The sequence below is a fragment of the Nonomuraea sp. NPDC003709 genome (genome assembly GCF_040610775.1).
Lineage (GTDB): Bacteria > Actinomycetota > Actinomycetes > Streptosporangiales > Streptosporangiaceae > Nonomuraea > Nonomuraea angiospora_A.
This window is the reverse complement of sequence record NZ_JBEXMW010000003.1, coordinates 423,973-450,337: the sequence shown is the minus strand read 5'-3', so window position 1 is coordinate 450,337 and position 26,365 is coordinate 423,973. Positions and strand designations below refer to the sequence as shown.

Genomic DNA, 26,365 nt, shown 5'->3' with positions numbered 1-26,365 from the left:
AGGCGGCCTGGGGCACGCCACGTGCCCCAGGCTCGCCTCCGGCTCAGCGTCCGTCGGCGCTACACACCAGCTCCATCGGTAGTGGGTGTGGCCAGCAGTTGCAGCTCCCAGGCGAACGCGATCCCGCTGGCGCCACCGTGCTCCTGGAGCACCGGCCCGAGCGCGTTGGCCGTCGACTCACGGGCCCAGTCGCGCTGCCATTCCCCGGACACTGCCATCCAGGTGATGGGCACCACGCCGGCCTGCTCCATGCGGAGCACCGCCATGTCGTGCGCCTCGGCACTGACCCCGCCGCAGTGCGTCGGTGACGACGAAGACGTCGTAGCCCTCACCCAGCGCCTGGATGGCGGGCATGGCTCCTCAGGGGTGAGCAGTGCCTCAAGCCCGACCTTGGCGGTACGCGTCACGATGATCCTTCTGCGTGATGGGTTGAACGTTCGATGGTGAGGCTCAGAGCTCGACGGGCGGGCCGGAGCCTCTCCCGTGGCGTCACACGACGCTATGGCGGCCGCCCGGCGGGCGTCCAAGACTTGTCTCGACGCCTGGCGATAGAATCTGTCTATCGATATCAGCCCACGCATCCTGCGCTACTTCCTGGCCGTGGCCGAAGAACTCCCTTCGGCCGTGCAGCTATGCGCCTCTACATTTCCCAGCCGTCCCTGAGTCATCAGATCCGCAAGCTGGAGGAGACCCTCGAAACCCCGCTCTTCGTGCGCTCGAGCAGCCGGGCGCAGCTCACCGCCGCGGGCCGGACACTGGCTCGCGAGGCGCCGATGGAGCAAGCCGTGCAGCTCAATAGAGTGGACGGGGCACGGGACACTAGCTGCTGCCAGCCGCATTCGCGGCGGTCGACGCGCTCAGGGCACCACTGATGACGGCGATCGTCGCCCGGGTGACGGCCGCTCCCGCGGCCGCCGCGCCCCAGTTGCCGTTCTCGAGCTCCTTCGCGCGGTGGATGACCGACGACGTCCACGGGATCTCGGGGTCGAACTGGTGCAGGTTGGCACTCGCCGAGAGCAGCGCCGTGATCGCAGCGGTCCTGGCGTCGGGCTCGGTCCCGTCGACGAGCGTCGCGCGCACGCGGGCGAGCAGCTCCGCACGCCTTGCGCTCCCGAGCTCGAGGAACTCCGACGGGATGAAGCCGAGCACCCTCTTGCGCTTGCGTCGCAAATGCCCGTCGTCGACGAGCTTGCCGAGCACCTTGCTGCGCAGTTCCGGACCGATCGCCGCGATCACCGTCTGCACACCGCGCGGTTTCGTGGCGAGGTAGTCCCACGCCGGGCGGAGGATGTCGTCGTGCGGGGCGTCGCCGCGTGCGGCGACGCGGCAGACGAGCTGGCCTGCCTCCTGCACCTCGGTGAGGCCGCGGAGCGTGAGATCCGCGACGACGGCACCGCCCAGCACGTAGTACAGGAAGATCTCGCCCGCGATCGCGCCGGAGGACGGCTGGTAGAGCAGCAGCAGCACGTCCTCGACGAGCAGCGGCTCGCCGATCGACCGCACGAGCGGCACATCGTCCGCCCGATCGACCGGTACCTGGTTCTCGTTGCTCATCGTTCCCTCTCAGCGGGAATGGTTGGGTCGGTGAACCGAGGGACGTCGGTGGTGTGCTCGGCGTTCTCGTCGAGCGGCGTCCACGACTCGTACGTGGACTGCTCCAGGGGTAGGGGCTTGCCTGCGGCGACGATCGTCCGTGCGGGCCGGTCGCCGCCGAGGAGGAAGTCGATCACCGGTCGGTCCACCTCTTCTGTGCCGTAGGGGAACACCCCGTGGATGCTCTCGTTGTCCACGGCGATCAGGCTCGTGTTCGGCAGCCCTGTGCCGGCAGCCCAGCCCTGCTCGAACGGCGTCATCGAGTCGAGCTCGCTCTGCAGGACGATCGTCTCGGGGAAGCTGTCGTCCAGGGGCGGCATCTTCGAGTCCGTCGGCCAGAACGCGCACGTCGGCGTGACCAGCAGCCCCAGCTGCGCTGTCAGCGGCGCGACCTCTGCCGTGTGCTCGTTGAACTCCTCCCAGTAGTCGAGGCCCTGCGTCCACTGGCCGTCCGTGCACGCGGTGAACTCGATCACGTAGTCGTGCGTGCCGCGGACTGTTTCGCCCGGTTCGTGGACAGGGGCGTCGGCAAGTTGTGCGAGGCGTTCGTGCGCCGCCGCCCGTAGCTCGTCGGGCAGGTCCGTCCGATCGATGATGCGAGCAGCCGACTCTACGGGGATCACCGGGTCCGTCGGTGTCTCGCTCTCGGCGATGATGCTCGACACGAGGCTCCCGGCTGCCGGATACGCGACGGGGTTGGAGAAGGCGACCGGGCCGTTGACCGAGTTCCAGGCGTAGCGCGCCGCCAGCGACTGCTCCGGGGCGCTCGTGGCCGCGAAGTACCGCTTCCAGATGGTTTCCGGGTCGGAACCGAGCCCGAAGGTCGCGTCATTGCGGGCGATCCAGTTCATCATGTGCAGGCGGAACTGGCGATCACGGCCCTCGTGGGCGGCGTTGTACAGGGTCTGGATCGACTCCTGTGTCGAGTCCGTCGCCGAGTCGAGCACCATCCGCTCGATGTTGTCGGAGAAGAGGCTGCCGAACCATGTCCCGAGCCAGGTGCCGTAGGAGTAGCCCATGTAGGTCACCGACTCGAGCCCGAGAAGGTGGCGGATGAAGTCCATGTCGTAGGCGGCCTGCTCGGTCGTCATGGTCGCCACGTCGGCGTCCTGCGAGCAGGCTTCGCCGATCGCCCGCGCCTCGGCCGAACGCCCGTCGTCCGGGGCGTACTCGTATTCGTACTCGCATTCCGCGTGGCTCGACTGACCGAGACCGCGCTGGTCGAAACTGACGTAGTTCGTGGTCGGACGGAGCTCTGGCGTGTACATCTGGACGGTGGCGCTGTAGGACAGCCCGGATGCGTACGGTCCGCCGGGGTGCGTGATGATCGTCGTGCGATAGTCGGGGTTCGCGGGATCGATGTTGCGCGCCTGAGAGATCCGGACATCCCAGGTCACCTCCGGATCGGGGTCGTGCCAGTTCCGCGGGACCTGGATAGTGGCGCACTCCACGTTGGACAGATCCGCACCCGGCAGGGGCGGGCCGTCATCGTTGAACTCGCAGGCCTCCCAGGCCAGCTCCTGGTCCGCAAGCGGGCCAGCGAGTGCGGCGACATCCGGTGTCTCCTTCTCTTCACCGTTGCCGCCGCTCCGGAACGCGATCGTGCCCGCCACCAGAGCGGCGGCTACTGCTCCGGCAGCCGCGACCCCCACTGTCAGCCGCCTGAGTCTCCGGGGTCGCCCGGTCTCCGCCTGGGCGGAACTGTCACTGGGCATGAGTGGTCTCCTCATCGGTCGCGAACCGCGGATCGCTGCATGCGTCGAGCGATGGCCAAGCGCTGGTCGGAACACATCACGGTCACCAGCCTTGGGATGCTGGGGCGGCTCGGCGCAGGTCCACCGGGCTCCACCAGGTGACGCAGCGCCATGCCCATTCCAGTGGTCCGTAATGGAAACGGGCCAGCCACCACCGGCTCCACAGCGCTTGCACGATCAAGATGACCGCAGGGAGTCCGAGTAGCGTGGCCCAGGCGGTCGACCCGGGCGCCAGGTGGAGGGGGCCGAAGCTTACGATGAGCAGGGTTGCCGTGACGTAGCTGGTGGGGGCCATCCGTCCGAGTGCTTCCAGCGTCGGGCCGATCCACCGGCCGACCGGGGTGCGCACGAGCAGGAGAAGCCCGGTGGCGTAGGCGATGGCCATGGTCAGCCCGGCCACGGCGGAGGAGGTGCTGAAGCCGGCGTTCAGCGGGTCTTGTTCCTGCCACACCAGCGCGGCGGCGGAACCGGCGGCCGAGAACACGAACACGGCGAGCAGGTGCGGGCCGAGCCGGTCGAAGGCGTTCGGCAAGCCGAACTGCGTCAGGGCGAATCCGGTGACCAGTAGTCCCGGTACGAGGATCAGGCCGCCGGCGGACAGCGCCACCGGCACCACGGTCGTGGTCAGCCCGATCGCCAGGTTCACCCAACGCGGTGCCCTGCTGAGCGGCAACAGTGCCACGATCCCGAACAGCGCGTACGGCAACAACGCTTCACCGGGCTGGAGAACCTGGTGTGCGGCCCCGAGCACACCGAGCGCGGCCAGCCGCCGCAACAGCAGCAGCCTCGGCCGTTGAGCCTTCGCTTGCGCCCGCTGGAGGAAGATGCCGAAGCCGATGCCGAACAGCAGTGAGAACAGGGGGAAGAATCGTTGGTGTGCGGTCAGCTCCAGGACGTGCGGAATGGGAAGTTTCTGTTCTTCGACGGTGCTCTTTATGCCCGTGATCTGGGAAATGTTGACCAGGAGGATGCCGCAGAGAGCGAACCCGCGCAGTGCGTCAAGCTGGCCGATACGTCGACCTGAGCTGGACGTCGTTTCTCCGCCGTCTCGGGTTTCCATGGTAGTGGTCACTTTCGTGTGGTTCCTTTTCCGACGTCAGATGTGTCGAGGAAGATGGCAACGGAGGTGAGGATCTCCATCGGCCGGACTCACCTCGAGATCACCGCCGAACGGGAGGACCGTGATCGACACACCGTGGTCCGAAGGCAGCACGCCGCGGCGATCAGCGCCCGGGGCGTCATTTCTCGTGTTCTCAGGGCGGTTCGACCTACTACTCGGGGTGGATCAGGCCGCCCCGCCCCGCCGAGCCGCGATGGACAGTTCGGTCGCCTTCCGCAGTCCGGGAAGGACGGTCTCGAGGTTGTCGGCGATCGCCTTGAACGCCTGCTTGTGCTCGCGGCGTTCCTTCGGGGTGAACACGCTGCGCACATCGCCTTCGACGGAGAGCATCACCAGTGCCGCGACCGAGACGTCGGGCGGACCGCCGCCCAGGAGCACCGCGTTCCTTGTCGACTCCCGCAAGGCGCGCACCCGCTCCCGGTCTTTGAGGACACCCGGGCGGCTCCATCGGAACCCCAGCTTCCGGATCTTCTCCGCCTTGATCGTGCCCAGCTCCGCCAACTGGTCGCGCACCACGGCCTCGGCCCTCTCCCACCGGTGGTCCACGACAGTGAACCAACTACGCGGCTTGACGAGGGAAACACTGTCCAGCACGTCGGCGAGGAACGCGTCGTTCGGCAGCGATGCCGCGGTGTTGCGCACGGCCTTGCCGTTCTGGTCCTTGAGCCACGCGCGCATTGTCAGTTCGGCCACAGCCGCGGCCCGCAGCAGCTGGCCGCGCACCAGCACCGAGCTGGGATCGAGCTTGTCCTTGTCCAGGTCGTAGCCGAGTAGGTAGAGCTGTTGCGGCAGGGTCCAGTTCATGTCTTCCTCCAGGACATCGAGGCCATGCCGTTCAGCGGCGGGGTTCCCAGCGGAAGTAGCGGGTGGCCAGGGTGACGGCGATGGCGACCCAGGCGAGGGTGGGGGCGAGCAGGATGAGGGAGTCGCTGAGCACGACTCCACCGTTCCAGGCGTTCATGACGAGTTCGGTGGCCGCACCGCCGGGTAGCAGGCGTTTGAGCGTGGCCAGGTCCTCGGTGCCGGTGAGGCCGACCCAGGTTGTCACCGCGATCACGCCGAGGGTGACGGGCAGGATGGTGACCTGCGCGTGCTCGGGCGAGTTGGTCACACCGGCGGTGGCCAGGCCGAGGCCGATCATCATCGCCACGGTGACCAGCACGGCCACCACCAGCAGCCCGGCATTGTCCGGGCCGCCGGCGACCACACCGAGCACGGTCATGATCCCCGCGACCTGGATCAGCGCGATCACGGTGACCGGCAACACCAGCCCGACCAGGATCTGCGCGTCGGCGGCGGCGGTGGAGCGCAGTCGCTTGAGGAACAGGTTCTGTCGTCGCGAGGCCAGCGTGGTCACCACTGTGGAGTACAGGCCGAACGCGCACACGGTGAACATCACGATCCCCGCGATGTAGCCGAGGGAGCCGACCTGTGCGAACAACTCGTGCTGGTAGACGAAGAACGCACAGACCGCGATCGGGATCACGAAGCTGGTGATCAGTACCGACCGGTTCCGGAAAATCTGGATCAGCTCACTGCGAGCGATCGAAAGCATGACTACGGCGCTACCTCTCTGGGGAAAGCTGGCTGGCAAGAAAGCCGTCAGTGGTTGTTGATCGCGCGGAAGACATCGTCGAGCCGGGTCGGCCCGGCTGCGAGCTCCCGCAGCTCTATCGCGTTGTCCTGTGCCCATCGCAGCAGGACGAACAGGTCTTTCTGCAGCTGGTGGGTCTCGATCAGGAACTTGCCACCACTGTCGCGGCGGCCGGGCAGCGGCAGCGCAGGCGACGTCCCTGGCAGCATGAACTGGATCACTGCGGGCAGCGTCCGCGTCAGCTCCGCCACGGTGCCCTCCTGGTGGAAGGTCCCCCGGTGCATCAGCCCGATCCGGTCCGCGCGCTGCTGCGCCTCCTCCAGATAATGCGTGGTGAGCACAATCGTGGAGCCGTCCTCACGCAGCTTGTCCACCGCGTCCCACAGCGCATCCCGCGACTGGATGTCCAACCCGGTCGTCGGCTCGTCCAGGAACACCAGCTCCGGCGTCCCCCACACCGCCGTCGCGAAATCCAGCCGCCGCTTCTCCCCGCCCGAGAGCTGCGACACCTTCGTGCCCGCCTTCCTCGTCAGGTCCACAATGCTCAGCACTCGCTCCAGCCGGTCCTGCCGCTGGGTCAGCGCACCGATCAGCTCGATCGACTCCCGCACCGTCAAATCCGGGCTGAAGCCGCTCTCCTGCAACATGATGCCCATCCTCGGCCGCACCGCCGCCCGATTCCGCGGACTCTGGCCCAGCACCCGCACGGTCCCCGACGTCGGCTCACGATGCCCCTCGATCGTTTCCAGCGTCGAGGTCTTACCCGCACCGTTCGTCCCCAGCAACGCGTAGAACTCACCCCGCCGCACCTGGAAGGACAGATCCTTCACCGCGTGGAAGTCCCCGTACTTCAGGTCCAACCGCTCAACATCGATCACCGCTGTGGAAGTCATACCCCACATCTCAGTGCCACCACCCCAAGAGTGCCAGTGCGACCACGTCACTGATCCGCAATGACATTCCGTTGAGTGAATACATGACACCACGTCACTAGTGCCGGACGTCGAGCCGAACGGCACCGCCGTCATGTTCGACGAGCAGGTCGCCACGCTGGGCTCGGGCCAGCGGTCCTTCGACCTCAAGTCGACCGACTGGACACTGGCGAAAGGGCACTCACTGGCCGTCGAGGTCGGCACGATCGAGGCCAACCCGATCAGCGACTGGATCGACACCCCCGCCAAGGAGACGATCACCGTCAACAGCGCCCAGCTCGAACTGGCACTCGACAACCCGGCCGACGATCACAGCGTTCCCGGCGAGCGGGCCGTGTACCTGGACGCCTACCTGCAGATGCACACGAAGAAGCTGCCGGTCGGTGACGCCACGTTCACACTCCCGACCGCCCAGCCCTGACCCGGCACGACACCAAGCGGCTGACCACGCCACTCCACCGAGTTGCGTGGTCAGCACTTGCGGGTGCCATCGTGGAGAGTGGTAACTCCACATCGGACAGTTGCTTGATCAGGAGCAGGCGCGCCAGGTTGGCCGACCACGGAGGGGAAGCCACAACGGACACGAAATCGGTGGATCCAGACTCAACGACCCGGACACCCGGCGCTGCGTGCCGGGCCCAGCGCCCCGGCTGTTACAGCCAGTCGTGTTCGCGAGCGTACCGGGCGGCTTCGTGCCGGGTGCGGGTCTGGGTTTTCTGCATGGCGTTGGAGAGGTAGTTGCGTACGGTGCCTTCCGCGAGGTGGAGCTGGGTGGCGATGTCGGCGACCGAGTAGCCGTCGCGGGTCGCGCGCAGCACGTCGAGCTCGCGGTCGGTGAGCGGGCAGTCGTCGACGAGGGCCAGTGCGGAGACGTCCGGGTCGATCCAGCGCTTTCCTTCGTGCAGGGTGGCGATGACCTCGGCGATGTGCGCCGGTTCGGCCGACTTGCTGACGAAGCCCTGGACGCCGAGTTTGAGTGCCTTGCGGAGCACTCCGGGTTTGGCGTGGCGGGTGAGCATGAGGATGACCTGGTTCGGCCGGGTGCGGCGGATTTCGGCGACGGCGCCGAGACCGTCCACACCGGGCATCTCCAGGTCGATGACGAGCACGTCGGGCTGGTGTCGCAGGGTGGCGTCGACGGCGGTCTCACCGCTCGCGGCCTCGGCGAGCACGGTGATCTCGCCCTCGAGCGGCAGCAGCGCGGCCATCGCCTTGCGCAGCAGGGCTTCGTCGTCGGCGAGTACCACCGTGGTCATCGGTTCTCCTGTGTTTCGGAACGTCGGTGCGGCAGGGTCGCGGCGGTCAGGAACCGTCCATCGTCCTGCTCGACCGTCAGTTCACCGCCATCGCCGGCGACGCGTTGCCGCAGGGCGGCCAGCCCCCGGAGTTCGGGCAGTGGTGCGCGCTGGGCGCCGTCGTTGACGATGGTGATGCTCGTCGCCGACAGGGTGATCCGCACGCGCGTCGCCTGGGCGTGGCGAAGGATGTTGGTGGTCGTCTCGCGGAGGACCTGGCCCAGCAGTTCGCTCGCGTCCTGGTCGACGTCGGCCTCGCGGTTGACGCGCACCCTGATGCCGGCGGCCTCGAAGAGGTTCCGCGCGTTCTCCAACTCGGCGGACAGGTTGAGCCGTCGTTGTGCGTAGGCGAGTTCCTTGGTCTGGGTGATGGTTTCGCTGACGAGGGCGTGGATCTCGCGCAGTTCCTGCTTGGCTCGTTCGGTGTCGGCGTCGGTGTTGCTGTCCACCAGCTTCTGCGCGAGCGCGGTCTTCAACTTCACCACGTGCAGCGTGTGGCCCTGGATGTCGTGCAGGTCACCGGCGAACCGGACGCGTTCGCGGATGACGGCCAGCTCCGCCTCCCGTTCGCGTGCCTCCTCCAACTCGTCGACGACGTCGTAGAACCCCTTGTTGGGGAACATCAGCCCGACCACCACCACGGTGAAGCCGACGGGGACGAGGACGAACTGGAACAGCACCCCGGGAACGTCCTCATGCGACACCAGCAGCCGCGCCGCGCCCACCACGCCGACGTAGACGGCGAGCGCCGCGGCCGCCGCCACCCGGTACCGAGGCAACTGGGGGATGACGTAGGAACCCACACAGGAGACACCGAAGAACGCCGCCGAGCTACCGACCACCAGCGCCGCGAAGGGCCACACGGCCGCGGTGACGACCAGACAGGGGAGCGCGACGCGCAGCACCTCACCCGCCGCCCACCGCGTGAAGCAGACCATGGTCGCCACCACACCGGTACCGAGGACGACGGCCTCCCACCAGGACCGGGCGTAGACCGCCACCGAGATCGCCCCGGCCACGGCGAGCAACGGCAGGAACATGGTGAGGTTGAGCTTGCGGAGCTGTCCCTGCGCAGGCTCGGTGTCCATGGGTGGCTCTCCAGGATCGAACGGCAGGGGTCTGCTCCTCAGCATCGTTCAGCTCCGGCGGTGGGCACTAGTGACACCGCGTCACACCTTCCCCCCGAACAATGTCATGCGAACTGATGACGTGGGTCGCACTGGCGATCGTCCACTCAGGTCGCTGAGGTCGAGAGTATGACACCAGCGATCCGCGTTGACCGGACGGACGTGGCTGTTCTCGTCGCCACCGTGGTGGTGGCGTTGACCCCGGCGACAGCGTCGGCGCCGACGCCGGGCCCGCCGAGGTGGGGTGCGTGCCCGGCGGACGTCGCCAAGCCCGGGGCTTGGAGCATTCGGTCATCGGGCGTGGACTGGTCGGCGAGGTAGAGGCGTCTGGCTCGAAGCGCCAACTCTGCGCCAGCGGGCCGGCGTCGGCATGTGGCCAACAACGCCGAGGTCGGGGACGGCATGGCCACGACCGAGGCCAGGCATCCACGCCAACGCGATCGCACCATTACTGCAGTCGCGTTTTTGACGCGTGTCCGCGTCGCTGGTAGTGGTGTCGGCGAGCGGTGTGCTGGTGTCTTCGTCGCCAGCGTGAGCGGCGCAGCCGAGCACAGGACGCCTCCTTCAGCTTCCGTTCGCGGCCGAGCGCGGTGGCTGCCGTGCCTGGTTCCGGAACTGCGCGGGCGATGAGCCGACCACGCGGCGAAACGCGGTGCTGAACGCGCTCTCGGACAGGTAGCCCGTGGCCCGTGCGAGCTCGGAGATCGACAGAGTGTCGCGGGTGAGGGCGTCGCGCGCGAGGCTCATGCGCCATTGGATCAGGTACTCCAACGGCGGGACCCCGACGTGGCTCTTGAAGGCCTGGGCGAACGCGGAACGCGACATGTGGCTGATCTCGGCGAGCTCCTTGAGGCTCCAGGAGTGGGCCACGTCCGCGTGCACGGCACGCAGAGCGGCACCGATGCCGTCCTCGTTCAGGGCGCCCAGCCAGCCGGTGGGCCGGTCTGTCTGACCGGCGTGAGCACGCAGCATGTGCACGAGCAGGATCTGTGCGAGGTGGTTCTGCACCAGCGGGCCGCCGGCGGCGGCGACCCCGACCTCGGTGGCCAGGAGATCGATCAGCTGCGCGAGCCGCCTGCCATGAGGATCGGCCACGCGGACGATCACGAGCGGCGGCAGAAGATCGGTCAGGAGGGCCGCGTTCCTGTCGTCGAACGCGATGTGCCCGACGCAGAGGTAGAGGTCCTCCTCGGACTCCGGGCCGATCCGCACGAACCCGTCTTCGGCACCCGCCCACACCTGCTCCGCAGGGCGCGGGCTTGCGTCGAGCGTGCTGGCCAGCACGTAAGGCGGCGGGTTGCCCAGCATGAAGGTGTCACCCTCCTGCAGGAGCACCGGCTCGTGCCCTTCGAGGATCAACCAGCACGTGCCGCGCACGAGGCCCCCGATCCGCACGTGCAAGAACGTGTCGAAGCGCAACGCCCACTCTCCCGCGGCCCGGAGGCTGGGCCCGATCACCGTGCGGGGCCGGAGCAGGCCGATCGCGTCAGCCACTGGATCCCGAAATCCGAGCACCGACGACACCTCCTGGACGATACGTAAAGAACGCAGGACTCTGCATCATGGATAGTATCCGCGATCTGTCGCAGTATCGATGTCGAACGGACCGGTATCGAGAGAGTGATGGAGACACCCACATGGGACAGCTGGAAGGCAAGACGTCGGTGGTCACCGGGGGCAGCACCGGTATCGGTCTGGCCACCGCCGTACGGCTGGCGGACGAGGGCGCGTACGTGTTCGTCACCGGCCGACGCGAGGCCGAACTGGAGGCCGCCGTCAAGACCATCGGAGCAGACCGGGCCACCGCGGTCGTCGGCGACATCTCGAAGCCGGAGGACCTGGACCGGCTCTACGAGGCGGTCCGGGCGCGAGGCAAGGGTTTGGACGTGCTCGTGGCGAACGCGGCGGTCGGTGCGTTCGTGACGCTGGAACAGACCACCGAGGAGCACCTCGACCAGACCTTCGCGGTCAACGTCCGAGGCACCCTGTTCACCGTGAAGAAGGCATTGCCGCTGCTCAACGACGGAGCCTCGATCGTCCTGGTCGGTTCGACGGCCGGCGACCGTGGAGTAGAGGCGTTCGGCGCGTACGCGGCGTCGAAGGCGGCCGTCCGGTCCTTCGCGCGGACGTGGTCCAACGAGCTCAAGGACCGTGGCATCCGGGTCAACGTGGTCTCGCCGGCATGGATCGAGACTCCCGGGGGCACCGCCGCTTTCGGCGACGAGGAGACCGCCCGGGCCGTCAAGGAGAATGTCGCCGCGACCGTGGCCAAGGGCCGCATGGGTCAGCCTGAGGAGGCCGCCGCAGTCGTGGCCTTCCTGGCCTCGGAACAGAGCAGCTACGTCGTCGGCGCGAACATCTACGTCGACGGTGGCACGAACCAGATCTGAGCAGGCACCACACGATGGGTGGCATCTGAAACGTCCCAGGTTCTATGCCGCTACTATCCAGGCGGCGCAGCCACCAACATCGACGCCGGCGCCGAGATCGACCAGCAGGTCCACGGCCCGGGCGGGCTCCTCGGCGAGGAGTCGAGCCGATGCCGCCGATTGGGCTGCCGACCGCGCTGCGCGTTCCGGCCAACGAGGCTGACAACAACCCGGTACCAACATCCACAGACCAGATGGCCGGAACAACGTCAGCGTGCCACGCCAACGCACAGCTGGGTATGAGGTGTACGGCATGGCATTGGATCTTTAGCAAGCGGACGTGCTCCGCGACGGGCATGCGGGACGCCTCAACACGCCAACTTGACAGGGAACCGCAGCGGCACGACCATCCGGCCGCCCGGGGCGAGCAGGTGCCCCCCACGGGCAATCCCAGGGGCCGACCGTGACCAGGATGGCGTCGTTGAGGCCGTCATCGTCGCCGATGTGCTCAGCGTCTCCAAGGACGACCCTCACCTGTGGGTAGCCGGTTTCGGTGAGGAAGCGGGTCGCTCGCTCGGTGACGAACGGATCGATGTCCATGGTGACCACCAGCCCCTCCGGGCCGACGATCTCGGCGATGAGTGCCGCGTTGTAGCCGCCGCTGCCGATCTCCAGCACTCGCGCCCCACGCGTGAGCAGGGCGGCTTCGAGCATCTCGGCTTGCAGCCAGGGTGCGCTGACGGAACTCGTTGCCTTGCCGCTGGCATCACGGTTGGTGACGACGGCGTCCATGGCGGAGTAGGCGGCGGCGATTGACGGCGCTTCGGGAGCGAACTTCTCGCGTGGGACCTTCGCGAACGCTGCCGCGACCTCAGGAGAGTGGATCGATCCCCGCCCCTTCAGCTGCGCGACTATGTCGGCTCGCGCAAGATCCGGAGACTCAGGTGATGACAGAGTGTCGATAGCCACTCGCTCAATGTTGGCTCCGGCTCGGCGCGTGACATCGGCTCGCCAGATGCTTCCTACTCAACGGATACATCCCACGGCGGTCGCGTACGTTACTTGACGTGACCGACGACGCCCGGAGGATCTGCCCTGACATCACCGATGACCTCCCTGTCATCCAGGAGGCGTTCGGTCTGGGCATCCTCAACGCCGAGGATCTGACGTATCTCCCCGACGGGATGATGAACCGCAACTGGCGTGTCCGCACTGGCCACGGAACGTACGCGTTGAAGCAGATCCTGGACGTGCCGCTGGACATGGCACGACGCAACCTGCGCGTTCAGGCCATGCTCGCCGCGGACGGAGTTCCCGCTTGCGTACCCGAAATGAGCATTGGCGGTGACGTCGTCGTGGAAGCGGCCGGCCGCGGCTACTGTCTTCTCCCTTGGGCCGAAGGCTCCCACCTGCCGGGCCCGGAGCTGTCGCTGGAGCAGGCTGGCCGATTGGGCAAGGTTGCCGGGCACATCCACCACCGGCTGCACAACCTCCCTCCAGGATCTGGCCTGGCCCGGGTGACCGCCGCTCCACGTTCCAAGGTCACCGACCAGAGTGCCGCCATCGCCGAAGCTGACCGCTACCTGCGACTGATCTCCTCCCTAGAGGTCCGGCTGCCGTTCGACGTGACCGTGGCCGAGTTGCTGGAGCAGCGGAAGACCCTTCTCCATGAGTACGGAGACCGACGGTCCGCCAGTGACTCCCCTGCCGGGCCAGCCGGGTGGACACACGGCGACCTGCAGTATCGCAACCTTCTGTGGCACGACGGGGAGATCACAGCGGTGCTGGACTGGGACCGCATCCAGGTCCGGACGTTCGCTGAAGAAGTCACCCGTACGGCGATGGTCCAGTTCATGTCCAAGGAAGGCCTATTGGATCTGGAACGCGTCAGCGCGTTCGTCGCCGGCTACCGCCACCTGATACCGCTGCGCTCAGAGGAAGTGGCGGACGGTCTCGACCGGTTGTGGTGGAGACGTATGACGAGCTTCTGGCAATTGGACTTCCACTACAACCGGGGCAACCACGGCGCTGCCGAGCTGATCGTCCCGACGGAGCGATTGCTGGCGTGGTGTGCCGAGCACCGGGAAGAAGTGGCAGCCGCCTTCACGGCGATCTGAAGACGGGTTGCACAGGCGGCGCCTTGCCGGCCAGAACGTGTCGGTCCGCCCAGCTGAATCCCAGAGGCTCATCACGAATGAATGTCCACCACGTTGCGCAGTCGGCGCACGCGCTTGCCTTCGCTCATGGTCGGTAAGGTCAGGGTTCTCAGCAGCGGAAATTTGCCGGATCTCCTGCGGCCCAGTAGGTAGGGTTGCTGCGTGTCTGGGTCTCTGGTTCGCGTACGTTTTGCGCCTTCTCCTACTGGGATGTTCCATGTGGGTGGGGCGCGGTCGGCTCTGTACAACTGGGCGGTGGCGCGACAATCCGGGGGCACGTTCGTGCTCCGCATCGAGGACACCGACACGGCCCGTAACCGGCCGGAGTGGACCCAGGGCATCATCGACGCCCTGGCGGCGATCGGGATCAGCACCGCCGATCCGGCCTTCGAGGGTCCGTACTTCCAGTCCGACAACGTCGAGCGGCACCGGGAAGCGGCCCTGCAGCTGTATGCGGCCGGGCGGGCGTACTACTGCGACTGCACCCGCGAGCAGCTCAAGGAGCGGACCGGGTCCGAGCATCTGGGGTATGACGGGTTCTGCCGTGAGCGCGGGCTGGAGTTCGCCGAGGGGCGGGCGCTGCGATTCCGTACACCGGATGAGGGCGAGACCGTGGTGGAGGATCTCGTCCGCGGCAAGCCGATCTTCCCCAACAGCGCGATCGAGGACTTCGTGATCGCCCGGGGTGACGGGTCGCCGGTGTTCCTGCTGGCCAACGTGGTCGACGACCTGGATAAGGGCATCACGCAGGTGATCCGGGGCGAGGAACACCTGTCGAACACGCCCAAGCAGCAGCTGTTGTGGGAAGCGCTGGGCACCAGGCCGCCGGTCTGGGCTCATCTGCCGGTCATCGTCAACGAGAAGCGGCAGAAGCTGTCGAAGCGGCGCGACAAGGTGGCGCTGGAGGACTACCTGGGTGACGGGTTCCTGCCGGAGGCGATGGTCAACTACCTGATGTTGCTTGGCTGGGGGCCGGGCGACGACCGGGAGATCATGCCGTACGAGGAGATGGAACGGCTGTTCCGGGTCGAGGACGTGAACACCTCGCCGGCGTTCTTCGACGTGAAGAAGCTGACAGCCTTCAACGGCGAGTACATCCGGGCGCTGTCTGCTGAGGCGTTCGTCGCCGCCAGCGCGCCGTGGCTGACCGAGCCTTATGCCCCGTGGCGGGCCGGGGCGTTCGACGCGGGTGTGTTCGCGACGGTGGCTCCGCTGGCTCAGACGCGGCTGACGCTGCTGTCGGAGATCACCGGCTATGTGGATTTCCTGTTCCTGGATGAGCCGGTGTTCGACGAGGCGTCGTGGGGAAAGGCGATGAAGCCGGGCGCCGCGCAGCTGCTGGGTGACGTGCGTGCCGCCTACGCCAGCGCAGCCTGGCAGGCTGATGAGCTGAAGAATGTGCTGACGGCTGTGGGCGAGAGCCACGGGCTGAAGCTGGGCAAGGCCCAGGCTCCGGCCCGAGTCGCGGTCACGGGCCGGACGGTCGGACTGCCACTGTTCGAGTCCCTGGAACTCCTCGGCCGCGATCGAACGCTGGCCCGTCTCGATGCCGCTCGGCTGCGACTGTCTGAGGTCTAGCGAGCTTTGGTCGCGGATTTCTGCGGGTTTATGTCACGTTTCACGGCACCATGCGGCGAGGCTGTCTACCATGTCGGCGAGGCCTCCGGCAGGGCGATCACCTTTCGTGAGGTGTTTGCGACAATCCTGGCCGTCACCCGATTCGGGTGAGCTGGGGGTTGGTGAGGGCATGCGGCCAAGCGCGTTCACGAAAGGGCCATTTCCTGAGAAGATCTGGACTTGTCGCGCGTATCTTTCGAAAGGGTGGCGCATGGAGCCGCTGCGGGCAGATGATCCGCGCCAGGTAGGCCCTTACCGGCTGCAAGGGAGACTGGGCGGCGGCGGTATGGGACAGGTGTTCTTAGGCCGTTCCCGGGGCGGCTGGCCGGTCGCGGTGAAGGTGGTGCGACCGGAACTGGCTGACGATGAGGGGTTCCGACGCCGGTTCGCGATCGAGGTGGAAGCAGCCCGGCGGGTCGGCGGGTTTTATACCGCGCAGGTGGTGGCTGCTGACACCGACGCCGATCCGCCATGGCTGGCCACCGACTACATCGCCGGCCCGTCCCTGAAGCAGGCCGTCGCCACGCACGGACCGCTGCCGCCCGCCGCGATCGGTGCGCTAGGTGCAGGCCTGGCCGAGGGCCTGGCCGCCATTCACCAGTGCAACCTCGTGCACCGTGACCTCAAACCCGGCAACGTGATCTTGGCCGCCAACGGTCCTCGTGTCATTGACTTCGGCGTTGCCCGCGCGTTGGACACCACCTCTCAAACCGCCACGGGGGCCGTGATCGGCACTCCTGCGTTCATGTCTCCCGAACAGGTCCGGGGCGACGAGGTCGGCCCTGCCAGCGACGTGTTCTCCTTAGGGGCGGTGTTGGTGTTCGCCGCCACCGGCCGCGGCCCCTTCGGCGACGGCCACGACCACGCGCTCATGTGTCGCATCCTTCGTGACGAGCCTGACCTGACCGGCCTTTCTATAGACGTGGCCGACGTGGTGAGCGCTTGCCTGGCCAAGACCCCCCAGAGTCGGCCCAGCCTCAACGATCTTCTCGACCGGCTGACCGGATCAGCTGAGGGCACCACACGATGGCTCCCGCCCGAGGTCACCAGGATGATCATCCGGCTTGAACAAGAACACGTCGAAACCGAGCTTCTCGATCGGCTGAGCGCACCGGCTGAGGGCACCACACGATGGCTTCCGCCCGAGGTCACCGCGATGAGCACCCTGCCAGAACAGGAACGCGTCGGAGCGCTCATCAGCTTAAGCGAGATGGAGGTGGAGGCCGGGAACCTGGAGGATGCCTGCAAGCTATACCGGCAGGCCATCGAGATCGGCGGTAACCCCGAGCAGCTGGCCACGGCGCTCATCAGCCTAGGCTGGCTGGAGAAGACGGCCAGAAATCTGGAGGAGAGCCGCAAACTGTTCCAGCAGGCCATCGAGAACGGCAACCCCTGGCAGAAGGCCAAGGCACTCATCTGTCTAGGCTGCCTGGAGCACGACGATGCAGGAGACATGGAGGAAGCTCGCAGGTTCTGGGAACGAGCGGCCGAGACCGGCCAACCAGGCATAGCCCCACAGGCATTGGTGAACCTGGGCTCGCTGGAGAAGACGGCCGGGAATCTGGACAAGGCCCGCAGCCGATACCAGCAGGCCACCGAGACCAGCGACCCCGACGCGGCAGCCCAGGCGCTCCAAGGCTGGGGCGACCTGGAACTCGACGCGGGGAACCTTGATCGAGCCCGCCAGCTCTACAAGCAAGTCACCGAGATCGGCGATAACCCCGAGCAGACGGCCACGGCACTCATCAGCCTAGGCTGGCTGGAGAAGACGGCCAGAAATCTGGAGGAGAGCCGCAAACTGTTCCAGCAGGCCATCGAGAACGGCAACCCCTGGCAGAAGGCCAAGGCACTCATCTGTCTAGGCTGCCTGGAGCACGACGATGCAGGAGACATGGAGGAAGCTCGCAGGTTCTGGGAACGAGCGGCCGAGACCGGCCAACCAGGCATAGCCCCACAGGCATTGGTGAACCTGGGCTCGCTGGAGAAGACGGCCGGGAATCTGGACAAGGCCCGCAGCCGATACCAGCAGGCCACCGAGACCAGCGACCCCGACGCGGCAGCCCAGGCGCTCCAAGGCTGGGCCGGCCTGGAACGCAGCGCCGGAAACCTTGATCGAGCCCGCCAGCTCTACAAGCGAATCCTTGAGGTAAGGCAACCACCCACCGAGCCCGGCAAGTGAGGCGGTGCCTTTCATTGGCCCGTGCATACGGAGCGAGATCCCTGTCAGTCGGCGGCGTGGACCTGCTCGACCATCACGCCGTTCTCGGTCCACTGGTGCCCACCTTGTCGTCCGGCACCGGGTCCGTGGCTGGGCAGGCTATGAAACGTCTGCTGCGTACCACTCCCTGGGGCACCGACGGGTGCTAGCTGACCGTCGCCAGCAGTGTGCTCCACTCCCGCTGGAAGTAGTTGAGGTCGTAGTGGGCTAGGGCGTCGTAGGCGAGTTTCATGTCCTCCGGTGGTACGGCGGCGCGCTCGTGCAGCTGCTGCGCGAGGCCGTGAAGATCGGGGGCGGGCTGGCCTGTCAGCTCGGCGAGGTCGCCCAGGCCGGCGATCGGCTGTAGAAGGCATGGCAGGCCGACCAGGATGGCCTCGGCAGCGCAGCGGCTCCAGCCTTCGGCTATCTCGGGAACGAACACGCCGACGTCGCAGGCGCGTAGCAGGCGGAGGTACTGCCGGCGGGGCAGGTCGAAGTGCGCGCCAACGTGGCCGATGGTGTTGCTGCCCGTAGTGATCACGTGCAGCCGCCGGTCCCGAGCGGTGGCCGTGGTGATGAGGTGGATGCCCTTCCCGTGTACCGCCTTACCGGCGTAGACCAGTAGGCCGTCACGTGGCAGATCATGTTCGGCTCGGCATTCATCCTTGTCCAGGCTGCGGACGTGGTCGATCTCGGGGAGGTCGAAGGAGTTGTAGATGACGTGCACCCTGTCCACGCCTCGGGCCTGGAGGAAGCGGGCCCAGTAGGGTGCGACGCACACGACGGCCGCGCATTGTGGCAGGACGCTGAAGAGCTGCTGCCACAGCTGGGCCTGGATCGGGGCGGAGTCGTGCTGGAGTGGCTCGTAGTGGTGAAGGATGAAGATCGTCCGGGCTCTCATCGCGGGGGTGAAGAGCAGCAGGCTGAGGTCGTCCCAGACGAAAGCGCCAGGTGCCTCATGCAGGGTTCGGATGTGCGGGGCGATGGCGGCCACGTGCCGCATGGTTCGCCAGCGGCGGGTCTGGTCGGCGCGCTTGAAGTCCGGCACCGTCCGCCAGGTGATCTCCTCGCTGGTCAGCTGCTGGAGCATCCGCAGGTAGACACGGCCTCCAGTGTGGTTGGTGGGGGCCAGGGAGTGGACGATGCGCGTCATGCGGGCGCCATCCCGCTGATCCGATAGCGGTCGTGCTCCTCCTGGAGCGCCTCGTACGCCGCCTTCAGCTCAGAGCTTTCCGTCTGAGCCGCCTGGGCGAGCGGGATGTAGAAGTCGGCCAGGGACGCGATGAACCGCTGGTGGCGTGCGGCATCTGGAGAATGGCGCAGGTCACGGAGGTTGTGAATGCGGTCGGCGAACCGGATCAGCAGCCCGTTCGAGCTCAGTCTTCTCACCTTGGTGCGCCAGACGGTTTCGTCCGTAGCCTGCCTCGAACGGCCTTCGAGGCGGTGGTCGGGCGTCATCGCCCGTAGTTCCTCCACGAAGAAGCGGCCCAGGCGGATGGCGATTTCGGGCTCGGAACTCGGCGTTACCTCAAGGGCGTCGTGCAGCAGGCCGAGGATCAGCGTTTCGGGGTGGGACACGTGGAGCTCGTCGCGCAGGATGGCGACCACGGCAAGGGGGTGCTCGATGTAGGGGGTGCCCTGATCGCGTACCCGCCCTTCGTAAACAGTGAGAGACAGGGTGGCCGCGATGTTCGACGGGCCAGGTGCTCGTGGCCAGGGCGGCGAGGATGCTGTCGAGATCGTGCATGATGACCTACCTCGTGGGGAGCTTGTCGGAGACGAGCAGGGAGTCGTTGATGGCGACCGCGTCCAGGCCGAGCTCGGCGGCAGCGCGTACCGCCTGCTCGGCGCTCATCAGGATGGGAGCGCTCTTGGTGTTGAACGAGGTGTTGAGCAGCATCGGTAGCCCGGTGCGCTGATGGAACTCCTCCAGCAACGGGCGGAGGCCGGCGTGCTGTTCGGAGACGGTCTGCAGTCGGGTGGTGCCGTCGTGATGGACGATCGCGCCGATCTGGGAGGAGCGGCAGTTTCGTACGCGGGCGACGCGGTTCATGAACGGATCGCCTTCGCTCACGAGCCAGTCGCGTGCGTACTCGGCAAGGACAGCCGAGGCGAACGGCCGGTAGGCGGCGCGTTGTTTGATGGCGTTGAGGCGATCTCGGGTTTGCGTGCGACTTGGGTGGGCCAGGATCGAACGGTGCCCGAGGGCGCGAGGGCCGAATTCCATACCGCCCTGGACCCAGCCCACCACGTGATGCTCGGCGAGCAGTTCGGCGACGGCCGGGATCAGCCGGCCGTCCATGCCGGTGATCAATCGATACCCCGGCGGAACCGCTGAAGGAGGGACCGGCCCAGGGTGCGGTCCCCATGCGGCATCCACCGGCGTGGGGATGCGCGGCTGGCGTAGCTGGTGGTGCCAGCCGTACAGGGCGGCTCCGAGGGCCGTTCCGGCATCGTGCGGGGCAGGGGCGATGAACAGCGTGTCGAAACCTGCCTCTTCGGCGAGACGTCCGTTCAGGTGGGAGTTGAGCGCGCAACCTCCGGAGAAGACGAGGCTGGTCGCTTCGGTGATGCGGCGCAGGTGGCGGGCGACGTGGATGACCGCGCCGGAAAATGTCTCTTGTACGGCTGCGGCCAGGTCGGCGCGCTCGCCGAGTGAGGCGTCCGCCGCCGATCCGGCGGTCCAGGTTCGGTCTCCGATGCGTATGGGCGTGGTGGTGTCGGTGGATCCGAGCGGCGGCTCGATGCGTACGGTCCCGTCGATCTCCAGGTGGAGAAGCTGTTGAACATCGTCCCGGTAGCGGCTGGGCTCGCCCAGGGCGGCCAGCGCCATCAGGCTGCCCTCGGCTTCATCGCCCGGTGGAATGATCCTGGTCGCGAAGTTGCGATAGAAGTGCCCGAGAGAGTGATGCACCCGGCGGGGTCCGGGCAGGACGGTGGGCATGGCCTGGTAGACGCGGTCGACCCGGTTCGGGGTCAGTTCGTACCCGGTGATGCGCTCGCGTCCCGGTCCGAAGTCGGCGCCGAGCGTGGAGCCGCCGGCGTCGATGACCAGCCCTGCGGCGTGCTCAAGGCCGGACAGCAGATAACCGGACATCACGTGCGCGGTGTGGTGGGACATGAGGTGGAGCCGCGAGCCGAGAGGCTCGGGCAGATCAGCCGCGAGTTCCTCGCGCTCGGTGCTCAGCCAGATGCCGGCGGCGGGTGTGGGCCGCATCGAGGGAACCCATACTGCGTCAATGTCATCGGGACCGATGCCTGCGGCTTCGAGACACCACGCGAGCGCCTGTGCGGGTGCGGTGAGCACGGACTTCCAGTGGTGTCGCCGGTGGTGCTTGATGCCGCTCCAGCGTTCCTCCTCGGCCGCGTACAGGCAGCCGTCGACGATCAGGGCGGCTGAGGTGTCGTGGTGGAAGTTCAGACCGAGGATGGCGGTCATGTCGGGGTCACCTTCCAGACGGGACGACAGAGGCGCCGGAGTCGGCGTATTCGTGGCACCGGAGGCAGAAGTGGTAGTGCTCACTCCGGGGTGCGAAGACCTTGGTGGCGAAGTCGGAATCCCAGACGCTGAACTCGCTGTCTGCCTTGGCCATGGCGTTGAAGCAGCGGTAGCAGGATCCGTCGAGCTCGATCATGAGATGTTGATCGAGGTAGCGAGCGCAGAGCCCGTGGAGCTGGTTGGTGGGCTGGCCGACGTCGATGTGGTGTACATGGTTGGTGACGTGGATGGCGCCGTGCCCGTCGCATAACCGCGCCAGCCGGGTGAGGCGCGGTTCGTCGATCGCTTCGAGGACGCTGTTGATGACGACGGTCTTCCCGGCCCGGCGCAGTGCGGGGACGACGGCCTCGACCTGCTCGTAGTTGCCGTGCTCGTCGTCGCACCCGATGAGGATCTGGTCGTAGCACTCCACGGCGGTCGCCATGAGTCGTTCGTTGCGGGCCAGGGTGATGGCGTTGGTGCCGAGCACCATAACTCGCTGGGGAAGGCGGGTGCGCGCCAGGCGGCTCAGCGCGGGGAAATCACGATGGACGGTCGGCTCGCCGCCGTTGATGTGCAGCTGCTGGAACGGGATCGACTCCAGCCTGTCCAGGATGGTGGCGAAGAGGTCCATCGGCATGTTCTCGCCACGGGCGCCGTTGGCGAAGATGCAGAATGCGCAGTCGCGGTTGCACTTGGTGGTGATTTTGATCTTCGCGGTCTTCAGGATCCGAGCGTTCATGACGGAACGCCCGCGTTGAGAAAGTCCTCTACCAGCGTGCGGTGTCGATGCCACGTGGTGAGGGTGTCGCGGAGGACCCGCTCGGTGGTGGGGCCGGTGGGCAGTAGGTCGGCCATGCGAGCCGCCAGACGCTGTTCCCCCGTCACCTGGTCGAACGCGAACGCACGTAGAGCTGCGGCGGCGGCGTGCAGCTCACGGGCCTCGCGGCGGACGAGATAGGCGGTCGCCGTACCGGGTGGCGGATCGAGGTAGTAGAGCCACCGGGCGACACGGACGCGCAGCATGCCGACCGTCATCGTGGAGGTCGGGTGCGGCGCTTCGTCGTGCTCCGCTGCGGCCGGAAGGTGCTGCATGGCCGCCGTCACCGCGGCATGCGCCTGGCGAAGGAGGCCGGCGATGGATTGGTCGTGCTGGTCACGAGCCTGGCGTGCGAATGCCTGCCCGTAGTGCTCAAGGTCTGGAGGATGCCACTGGGCCAGGGCCGCGAACTTCCCAGGGCACCGGGTACGGGTGGCCAGCGACGCGATGGCGAACCAGCAGGGCGCGAGATAGTGCCACACGATGCAGTGGCGGCGGTAGCCAGGAAGGTCGATGTGGACGTTGTCGGCGCTGTCGGCGGACAGCCGGTAGCGCCCCCCGACCCGGGCGTCGAGGATTCCCCGGTAGAACAGCTCGTCGGCACGGCTCCACGGGGCCATCTGCGCCTGGGACTTCCAACGGTGAAAGACCCTTGGATGTCCACTGATCATGCTCCACGTGGCGAGTTCTGCTGGGGCGACACGGCGTTGATCGACCTCCGGCAGCGTGAAGGCGAACCCAGGTGGATGTTCCAGCAGGCGCCGGTTGACGATCTCCTGGGAGACGACTGCCATATGAGCCGCGGCGAGGCGGTGATTCCACTCCCACCAGTCTTGCGGCGGCTGGGCGAGGAGGATCCGGATGTCGAGATCCGAATGCGGGGCCAGGAGATCCGCCGGCTGCCACTTGTGGGCGAGCATCGCCGGCGGTATCCCCTGGATGCCCAGCTCCTGCTCGTACGCGGTGCCGAGCTGGACGTACGGTGACACCTTCGCGGAGAGCACGGCCGTCATGACGTCTCCCCCGAGCTGGCGCGACTGCAGGAGCCAGTGGACAGGACGGGGAGCATGACAGGTGCGCCATGGGGACGCTCCATGCGATCCCAGCGGAGGTCGTAGTCCACGTAGTGGAAGCCCTGCCAGGCGGGGTTGCCGTTGCGGTCGAGCATGGCTCGGAACAGATGGGCGAATGCCTCGTCCAGGGTGCCGCCTGCGAGGTGCGGTTTCAGCGCGATGTCACGGTTGTGGAGGATGCACGGCCTGGCGACCCCGCTCGGGGTGATCTTGATGCGGTTGGCGTCCGAGCAGGTGGCACAGCTGGAGTTGGAGATGAAGCCGATGGAGCCTACCCAGCCGTCTGGCCGGAGGTAGTTCCCCGGGCTGCGTACGCCGAGCTCCGTGCGGGAGACCTCACCGGCGCTGGCGAGCCACTGCAGCAGGTGAGGGCGGACTTCGGTCTCGGAGATGTACTCCTCGGTGAAGATCGCCGAGGCCGGGCCGATGTTCTGCAGCTCGATGAGCCGAACCGCCACTGGCAGGTCCTTGGCCAGGTTGGCGACCTGGAGCGCATCGTGAAGGTACGAGCGCTGAACCACGCAGTTAATCTTCACCTTGAGCTGGAGGCCAAGAGCTGCGTTGACGGTGTCGCGCGCCCGATCAGGATCCCCGCCGCCCATGATCTTCGCCGAACGGCTGCGGTCGAGGCTGTGGAGAGAAACGTTGACGTACGTCAGCCCGGCGCCGGCCATCTGGTCGACGGTCAATCCGCGCCGGAGATTCCCGTGGGTGGTCATGCCGATCGAAGCCTCCGTACCGAGTCCGGCGGCGAGGGCGGCGATCACTTCGAGGATGTCGGAGCGGAGAGTCGGCTCCCCGCCCGAACAGTGCGCCTTCGCCACTTTCCAGGCAGCGGCTTCGCGGGCGATCGCGGCGTAGTCGCCCGCACTCAGGGGGTGGTCCTTGTGCCCGTAGTCGGGCATGCAGCGCGGCTTGCAGAAGACGCAGTCGAGGTTGCACAGCGAATTGAGGGTGAACGCGAGATAGGGATGGTTACGGCCGGTCGCGGAGAAGTCCGCGAGCAGCGCAGTGCGATCGGCATCAGACATCGGATCAGCCTTCGGTGGGCAGGGTGGCCAGGCCGTGCAGTGACACGCCGTCCAGGTAGCGGCGCAGGTTGTCGGCGAAGAAGGTAATGGCTTCGTCCATGTAGAAGCGTGAGAACGTGGCGCTCTTGGGAGTGAGGATCACGCGAGGGTGCAGGCGAAGCGTGTCTTCCATCGGAAGCGGTCGCGGAGTCGTGACGTCCAGGGCCGCGCCGCCCAGCGGGCCGTAATCCAGGGCTTGGAGCAAGGCTGTGTGATCTACCGTGCTGGCACGGCCCAGATTGATGAAGATCGCCCCGGGTTTGCAGGAGTTGAACACCCGCTGGTCGAAGTAGCCCGCGGTCTCGGAGGTCGCCGGAAGCAGGTCGATCACGACGTCGGCGTCGGCAACCGCTCGTCGAATTGCGGAGGTCCGTACCCAGCGGATCCCGTCCTGAGCATCGGTCGGCGGTGTGCGGCGGACGCCGATGACGTTCATTCTGAACGCTGCGGCTGCTCGCGCCAGGTGGGCACCGATGCTTCCGCAGCCGACGATGGCCATGGTGGCGCCGGCCAGGTCGAAGAACTCTGTGGCGAGCTCGTCCTTCCACCAGAGCCGGGTGAGTTGTAGGCGACTGCTGGTGAACAGCCCGCGGGAGAAGCCGAGGACCAGCCCCATCGCGTGTTCCGACATGGGGCGCCCGTGAAACCCGTACGAACGCGTCAGCATCACCCCGGCCTGTTGCGCCTGCCGTACGGGGAGGTGATCGGTCCCTGCGGCGGGAGAAGCGATCCACCGCAGGAACGGTGCGAGGGAGAACCAGGTCGGGGCGAAGCGCCAGCCGAAATAGACCTCGCTCTCCTGAAGATCGTCCGGCACTGTGGAGGGCGTGGCGACGCGGAACTCCACGTCGGGGAAGTTCGAACGCAGGTGGTCCACGTGCTCCTGCGACGGCTGCCAGAAGTCCTGATCGGAATTCAGGCACATCGTGACTCTCACCGGACTCCACTCCTCACCGGGAGGGACAGAGCCCAGGGGGCGACAGCTCCGAGCGTGGCACGAATGTTCTTGAGATAGTCGTGCCGCCTCCGTAGGAGGGCTCCGCCGACCTCGATGAGCCGGGCGCGTTCGCCTGAACTCACCGAGAGGGCGTGGTGAATCGCTTCCGCCAACAAGGCGGGGTCGTGCGGTTCGGCGGTGAACCCCGTGAAGCCGTCCACAACCGTCTCACGTAGACCACCAACACGGGTCGCGACGACGGGCCCTGCCTTGGCCGCGAACGCCTCAAGCGGGATCCTTCCGAAAGGCTCCCTACGAGAAGGAACGACGATCCCGCGCAGCGCTGGGCTGCTCATCCAGGTTCTGATCCGGGGGCTGAACCGGGTGATCAGCGTCGCGTCGGAACCGCCGTCCTCGATGATTCTTGCGAGGTGTCGCTGATACTCATTGGGCACCCCCGATCCGGTAACCGCCATTACCAGATGAGGAACGGGCACGCGGCGACTGCGCAGGATTTCCAGAGCCGCCAGCAGGTCCTCGAATCCCTTGTCCGGAACCGGGCGGCCAAGCGCGAAGAGGAATCCTCCCTCGGCCCGGCTGGGAAGTGGAAGCGCCTTCTCCGATGGCTCCTCGTCCAGGAGCAGGCCATTGGGCATGTCCACCAGGGCGTGGCCAGGCAAGCTGTAGCCGTCCCGGAGGTGCTGGCGCATGAAGGCCGAGATCGCTGCAACGTAGCCGCCACACTTGACAGCGGTGTGCAGGCGGTCCCGCTCCCAGTTGATCTCGGACAGATCATCCGGACTGCTCAAGGCGGCCGTCGAGCGGGGTACGAGCAGCAGGTCCACGTTGTCGATGGCATGGTCAACCAGCCCCAGAACAGACTGGCCGAGACCGATGAGCAGGCATCGGTCCGCTGCGGAGGCAATGTCGGCGACTTTCTCGACGACCCGCCCTAGATTTCCGTTGCGCTGTCTGATCGGGACGACCTGGGCGTTCGCCTGCTGCAGGCTTCTCAGAAGCGGGCCAGTCCAGCAAGGGTCAGCCCGGACGGAATGCCCTCGAACGGGTATCACGACAAGCCGCCCGGGAGGAAGCAGCCGGGTTAGCGCAATGAGGAAATTCCCTGTTGCTGAACCCCGATCCCGAACTCGCTCCGTAGAACCCGTCCTGAAGAGCGACGACGACCCGGCACGCCGACCTACTCGCGACAGTCGGCTCGATCACTTTCACTAC

Annotated in this window: 25 protein-coding genes; 6 read left to right on the top strand and 19 right to left on the bottom strand. The window is 66.8% G+C overall.

The window, feature by feature from the left end; translation table 11 throughout:
* Positions 1 to 59: 59 nt before the first annotated feature.
* Positions 60 to 266 (bottom strand): hypothetical protein, encoded by a 207-nt coding sequence (locus tag ABZX61_RS10705; protein WP_355193403.1) that lies wholly within the window; start codon positions 264 to 266, stop codon positions 60 to 62.
* A 174-nt stretch (positions 267 to 440) separates the two neighbouring features.
* On the opposite strand from ABZX61_RS10705, the gene ABZX61_RS10700 reads away from it, so the two are divergent.
* Positions 441 to 872, top strand: coding sequence for a LysR family transcriptional regulator (locus ABZX61_RS10700; RefSeq protein WP_355193401.1), 432 nt, complete (start codon positions 441 to 443; stop codon positions 870 to 872).
* Here the strand turns inward: ABZX61_RS10700 and ABZX61_RS10695 are convergent.
* The 6 genes from ABZX61_RS10695 to ABZX61_RS10670 all read right to left on the bottom strand — a co-directional run bounded on the left by ABZX61_RS10695 (position 820) and on the right by ABZX61_RS10670 (position 6,954).
* On the bottom strand, positions 820 to 1,554 hold the full coding sequence (locus ABZX61_RS10695) for a GPP34 family phosphoprotein (RefSeq protein WP_355193400.1): 735 nt from the start codon (positions 1,552 to 1,554) through the stop codon (positions 820 to 822). The genes ABZX61_RS10700 and ABZX61_RS10695 overlap by 53 nt on opposite strands.
* Positions 1,551 to 3,308 carry an alpha/beta fold hydrolase gene (locus tag ABZX61_RS10690; protein WP_355193398.1) on the bottom strand — a complete coding sequence of 586 codons (1,758 nt, stop codon included), beginning with the start codon at positions 3,306 to 3,308 and terminating at the stop codon, positions 1,551 to 1,553. The genes ABZX61_RS10695 and ABZX61_RS10690 overlap by 4 nt, the downstream gene beginning before the upstream one ends.
* 82 nt (positions 3,309 to 3,390) lie before the next feature.
* Positions 3,391 to 4,419 (bottom strand): DUF418 domain-containing protein, encoded by a 1,029-nt coding sequence (locus tag ABZX61_RS10685; RefSeq protein ID WP_355193396.1) that lies wholly within the window; start codon positions 4,417 to 4,419, stop codon positions 3,391 to 3,393.
* A gap of 213 nt (positions 4,420 to 4,632) precedes the next feature.
* Complete coding sequence (locus ABZX61_RS10680; protein WP_355193395.1) at positions 4,633 to 5,271, bottom strand: GPP34 family phosphoprotein; 639 nt, start codon at positions 5,269 to 5,271, stop codon at positions 4,633 to 4,635.
* A 31-nt stretch (positions 5,272 to 5,302) separates the two neighbouring features.
* Positions 5,303 to 6,022 (bottom strand): ABC transporter permease, encoded by a 720-nt coding sequence (locus ABZX61_RS10675; protein WP_355193393.1) that lies wholly within the window; start codon positions 6,020 to 6,022, stop codon positions 5,303 to 5,305.
* 47 nt (positions 6,023 to 6,069) lie between these two features.
* On the bottom strand, positions 6,070 to 6,954 hold the full coding sequence (locus ABZX61_RS10670; protein WP_355193391.1) for an ABC transporter ATP-binding protein: 885 nt from the start codon (positions 6,952 to 6,954) through the stop codon (positions 6,070 to 6,072).
* Between the two features lie 100 nt (positions 6,955 to 7,054).
* Here ABZX61_RS10670 and ABZX61_RS10665 point away from each other — a divergent pair, with 100 nt between their 5' ends.
* Positions 7,055 to 7,414 (top strand): hypothetical protein, encoded by a 360-nt coding sequence (locus ABZX61_RS10665; protein WP_355193389.1) that lies wholly within the window; start codon positions 7,055 to 7,057, stop codon positions 7,412 to 7,414.
* 232 nt (positions 7,415 to 7,646) lie between these two features.
* Here the strand turns inward: ABZX61_RS10665 and ABZX61_RS10660 are convergent, their stop codons facing one another.
* The 3 genes from ABZX61_RS10660 to ABZX61_RS10650 form a co-directional block, all read right to left on the bottom strand.
* A complete protein-coding gene (locus ABZX61_RS10660; protein ID WP_355193387.1) occupies positions 7,647 to 8,249 on the bottom strand; it encodes a response regulator transcription factor in 603 nt (200 codons plus the stop codon).
* Positions 8,246 to 9,376: a histidine kinase gene (locus ABZX61_RS10655; protein WP_355193385.1), complete on the bottom strand. Its 1,131-nt coding sequence runs from the start codon at positions 9,374 to 9,376 to the stop codon at positions 8,246 to 8,248. Before ABZX61_RS10655 ends, ABZX61_RS10660 begins: the two co-directional genes overlap by 4 nt.
* Before the next feature lie 603 nt (positions 9,377 to 9,979).
* Positions 9,980 to 10,909 (bottom strand): AraC family transcriptional regulator, encoded by a 930-nt coding sequence (locus tag ABZX61_RS10650; RefSeq protein WP_355193383.1) that lies wholly within the window; start codon positions 10,907 to 10,909, stop codon positions 9,980 to 9,982.
* A gap of 143 nt (positions 10,910 to 11,052) precedes the next feature.
* On the opposite strand from ABZX61_RS10650, the gene ABZX61_RS10645 reads away from it, so the two are divergent.
* The gene (locus ABZX61_RS10645) at positions 11,053 to 11,805 is read left to right on the top strand and encodes an SDR family oxidoreductase (protein ID WP_355193381.1); all 753 of its coding nucleotides are present in this window, start codon (positions 11,053 to 11,055) and stop codon (positions 11,803 to 11,805) included.
* A gap of 306 nt (positions 11,806 to 12,111) precedes the next feature.
* Here ABZX61_RS10645 and ABZX61_RS10640 read toward each other — a convergent pair whose 3' ends face one another.
* A complete protein-coding gene (locus tag ABZX61_RS10640) occupies positions 12,112 to 12,753 on the bottom strand; it encodes a class I SAM-dependent methyltransferase (RefSeq protein WP_355193379.1) in 642 nt (213 codons plus the stop codon).
* Positions 12,754 to 12,851: 98 nt separating this feature from the next.
* Between ABZX61_RS10640 and ABZX61_RS10635 the strand changes: the two genes are divergently transcribed.
* The 3 genes from ABZX61_RS10635 (at position 12,852) to ABZX61_RS10625 (ending at position 17,736) form a co-directional block, all read left to right on the top strand.
* Complete coding sequence (locus tag ABZX61_RS10635; RefSeq protein WP_355193377.1) at positions 12,852 to 13,901, top strand: phosphotransferase; 1,050 nt, start codon at positions 12,852 to 12,854, stop codon at positions 13,899 to 13,901.
* A gap of 201 nt (positions 13,902 to 14,102) precedes the next feature.
* Complete coding sequence (gene gltX / locus ABZX61_RS10630) at positions 14,103 to 15,518, top strand: glutamate--tRNA ligase (protein ID WP_355193375.1); 1,416 nt, start codon at positions 14,103 to 14,105, stop codon at positions 15,516 to 15,518.
* A 250-nt stretch (positions 15,519 to 15,768) separates the two neighbouring features.
* Positions 15,769 to 17,736 carry a serine/threonine-protein kinase gene (locus tag ABZX61_RS10625; RefSeq protein WP_355193373.1) on the top strand — a complete coding sequence of 656 codons (1,968 nt, stop codon included), beginning with the start codon at positions 15,769 to 15,771 and terminating at the stop codon, positions 17,734 to 17,736.
* A 184-nt stretch (positions 17,737 to 17,920) separates the two neighbouring features.
* Here the strand turns inward: ABZX61_RS10625 and ABZX61_RS10620 are convergent, their stop codons facing one another.
* The 8 genes from ABZX61_RS10620 to ABZX61_RS10585 all read right to left on the bottom strand — a co-directional run bounded on the left by ABZX61_RS10620 (position 17,921) and on the right by ABZX61_RS10585 (position 25,977).
* A complete protein-coding gene (locus tag ABZX61_RS10620) occupies positions 17,921 to 18,907 on the bottom strand; it encodes a glycosyltransferase (protein WP_355193372.1) in 987 nt (328 codons plus the stop codon).
* On the bottom strand, positions 18,904 to 19,431 hold the full coding sequence (locus ABZX61_RS10615; RefSeq protein ID WP_355194057.1) for an HD domain-containing protein: 528 nt from the start codon (positions 19,429 to 19,431) through the stop codon (positions 18,904 to 18,906). Before ABZX61_RS10615 ends, ABZX61_RS10620 begins: the two co-directional genes overlap by 4 nt.
* Before the next feature lie 76 nt (positions 19,432 to 19,507).
* Positions 19,508 to 21,193, bottom strand: a complete 1,686-nt coding sequence (locus ABZX61_RS10610; RefSeq protein ID WP_355193370.1) for a carbamoyltransferase C-terminal domain-containing protein — start codon at positions 21,191 to 21,193, stop codon at positions 19,508 to 19,510.
* A 7-nt stretch (positions 21,194 to 21,200) separates the two neighbouring features.
* Entirely contained in the window at positions 21,201 to 21,974 is a 774-nt protein-coding gene (locus ABZX61_RS10605) for a radical SAM protein (protein WP_355193368.1), read from the bottom strand.
* Positions 21,971 to 23,065 (bottom strand): hypothetical protein, encoded by a 1,095-nt coding sequence (locus ABZX61_RS10600; RefSeq protein ID WP_355193367.1) that lies wholly within the window; start codon positions 23,063 to 23,065, stop codon positions 21,971 to 21,973. Before ABZX61_RS10600 ends, ABZX61_RS10605 begins: the two co-directional genes overlap by 4 nt.
* Entirely contained in the window at positions 23,062 to 24,156 is a 1,095-nt protein-coding gene (locus ABZX61_RS10595) for a radical SAM protein (RefSeq protein ID WP_355193365.1), read from the bottom strand. The genes ABZX61_RS10600 and ABZX61_RS10595 overlap by 4 nt, the downstream gene beginning before the upstream one ends.
* Before the next feature lie 4 nt (positions 24,157 to 24,160).
* Entirely contained in the window at positions 24,161 to 25,132 is a 972-nt protein-coding gene (locus ABZX61_RS10590) for a D-2-hydroxyacid dehydrogenase (protein WP_355193363.1), read from the bottom strand.
* Positions 25,129 to 25,977, bottom strand: a complete 849-nt coding sequence (locus ABZX61_RS10585) for a glycosyltransferase family 4 protein (protein WP_355193361.1) — start codon at positions 25,975 to 25,977, stop codon at positions 25,129 to 25,131. Before ABZX61_RS10585 ends, ABZX61_RS10590 begins: the two co-directional genes overlap by 4 nt.
* Between the last annotated feature and the right edge of the window lie 388 nt (positions 25,978 to 26,365).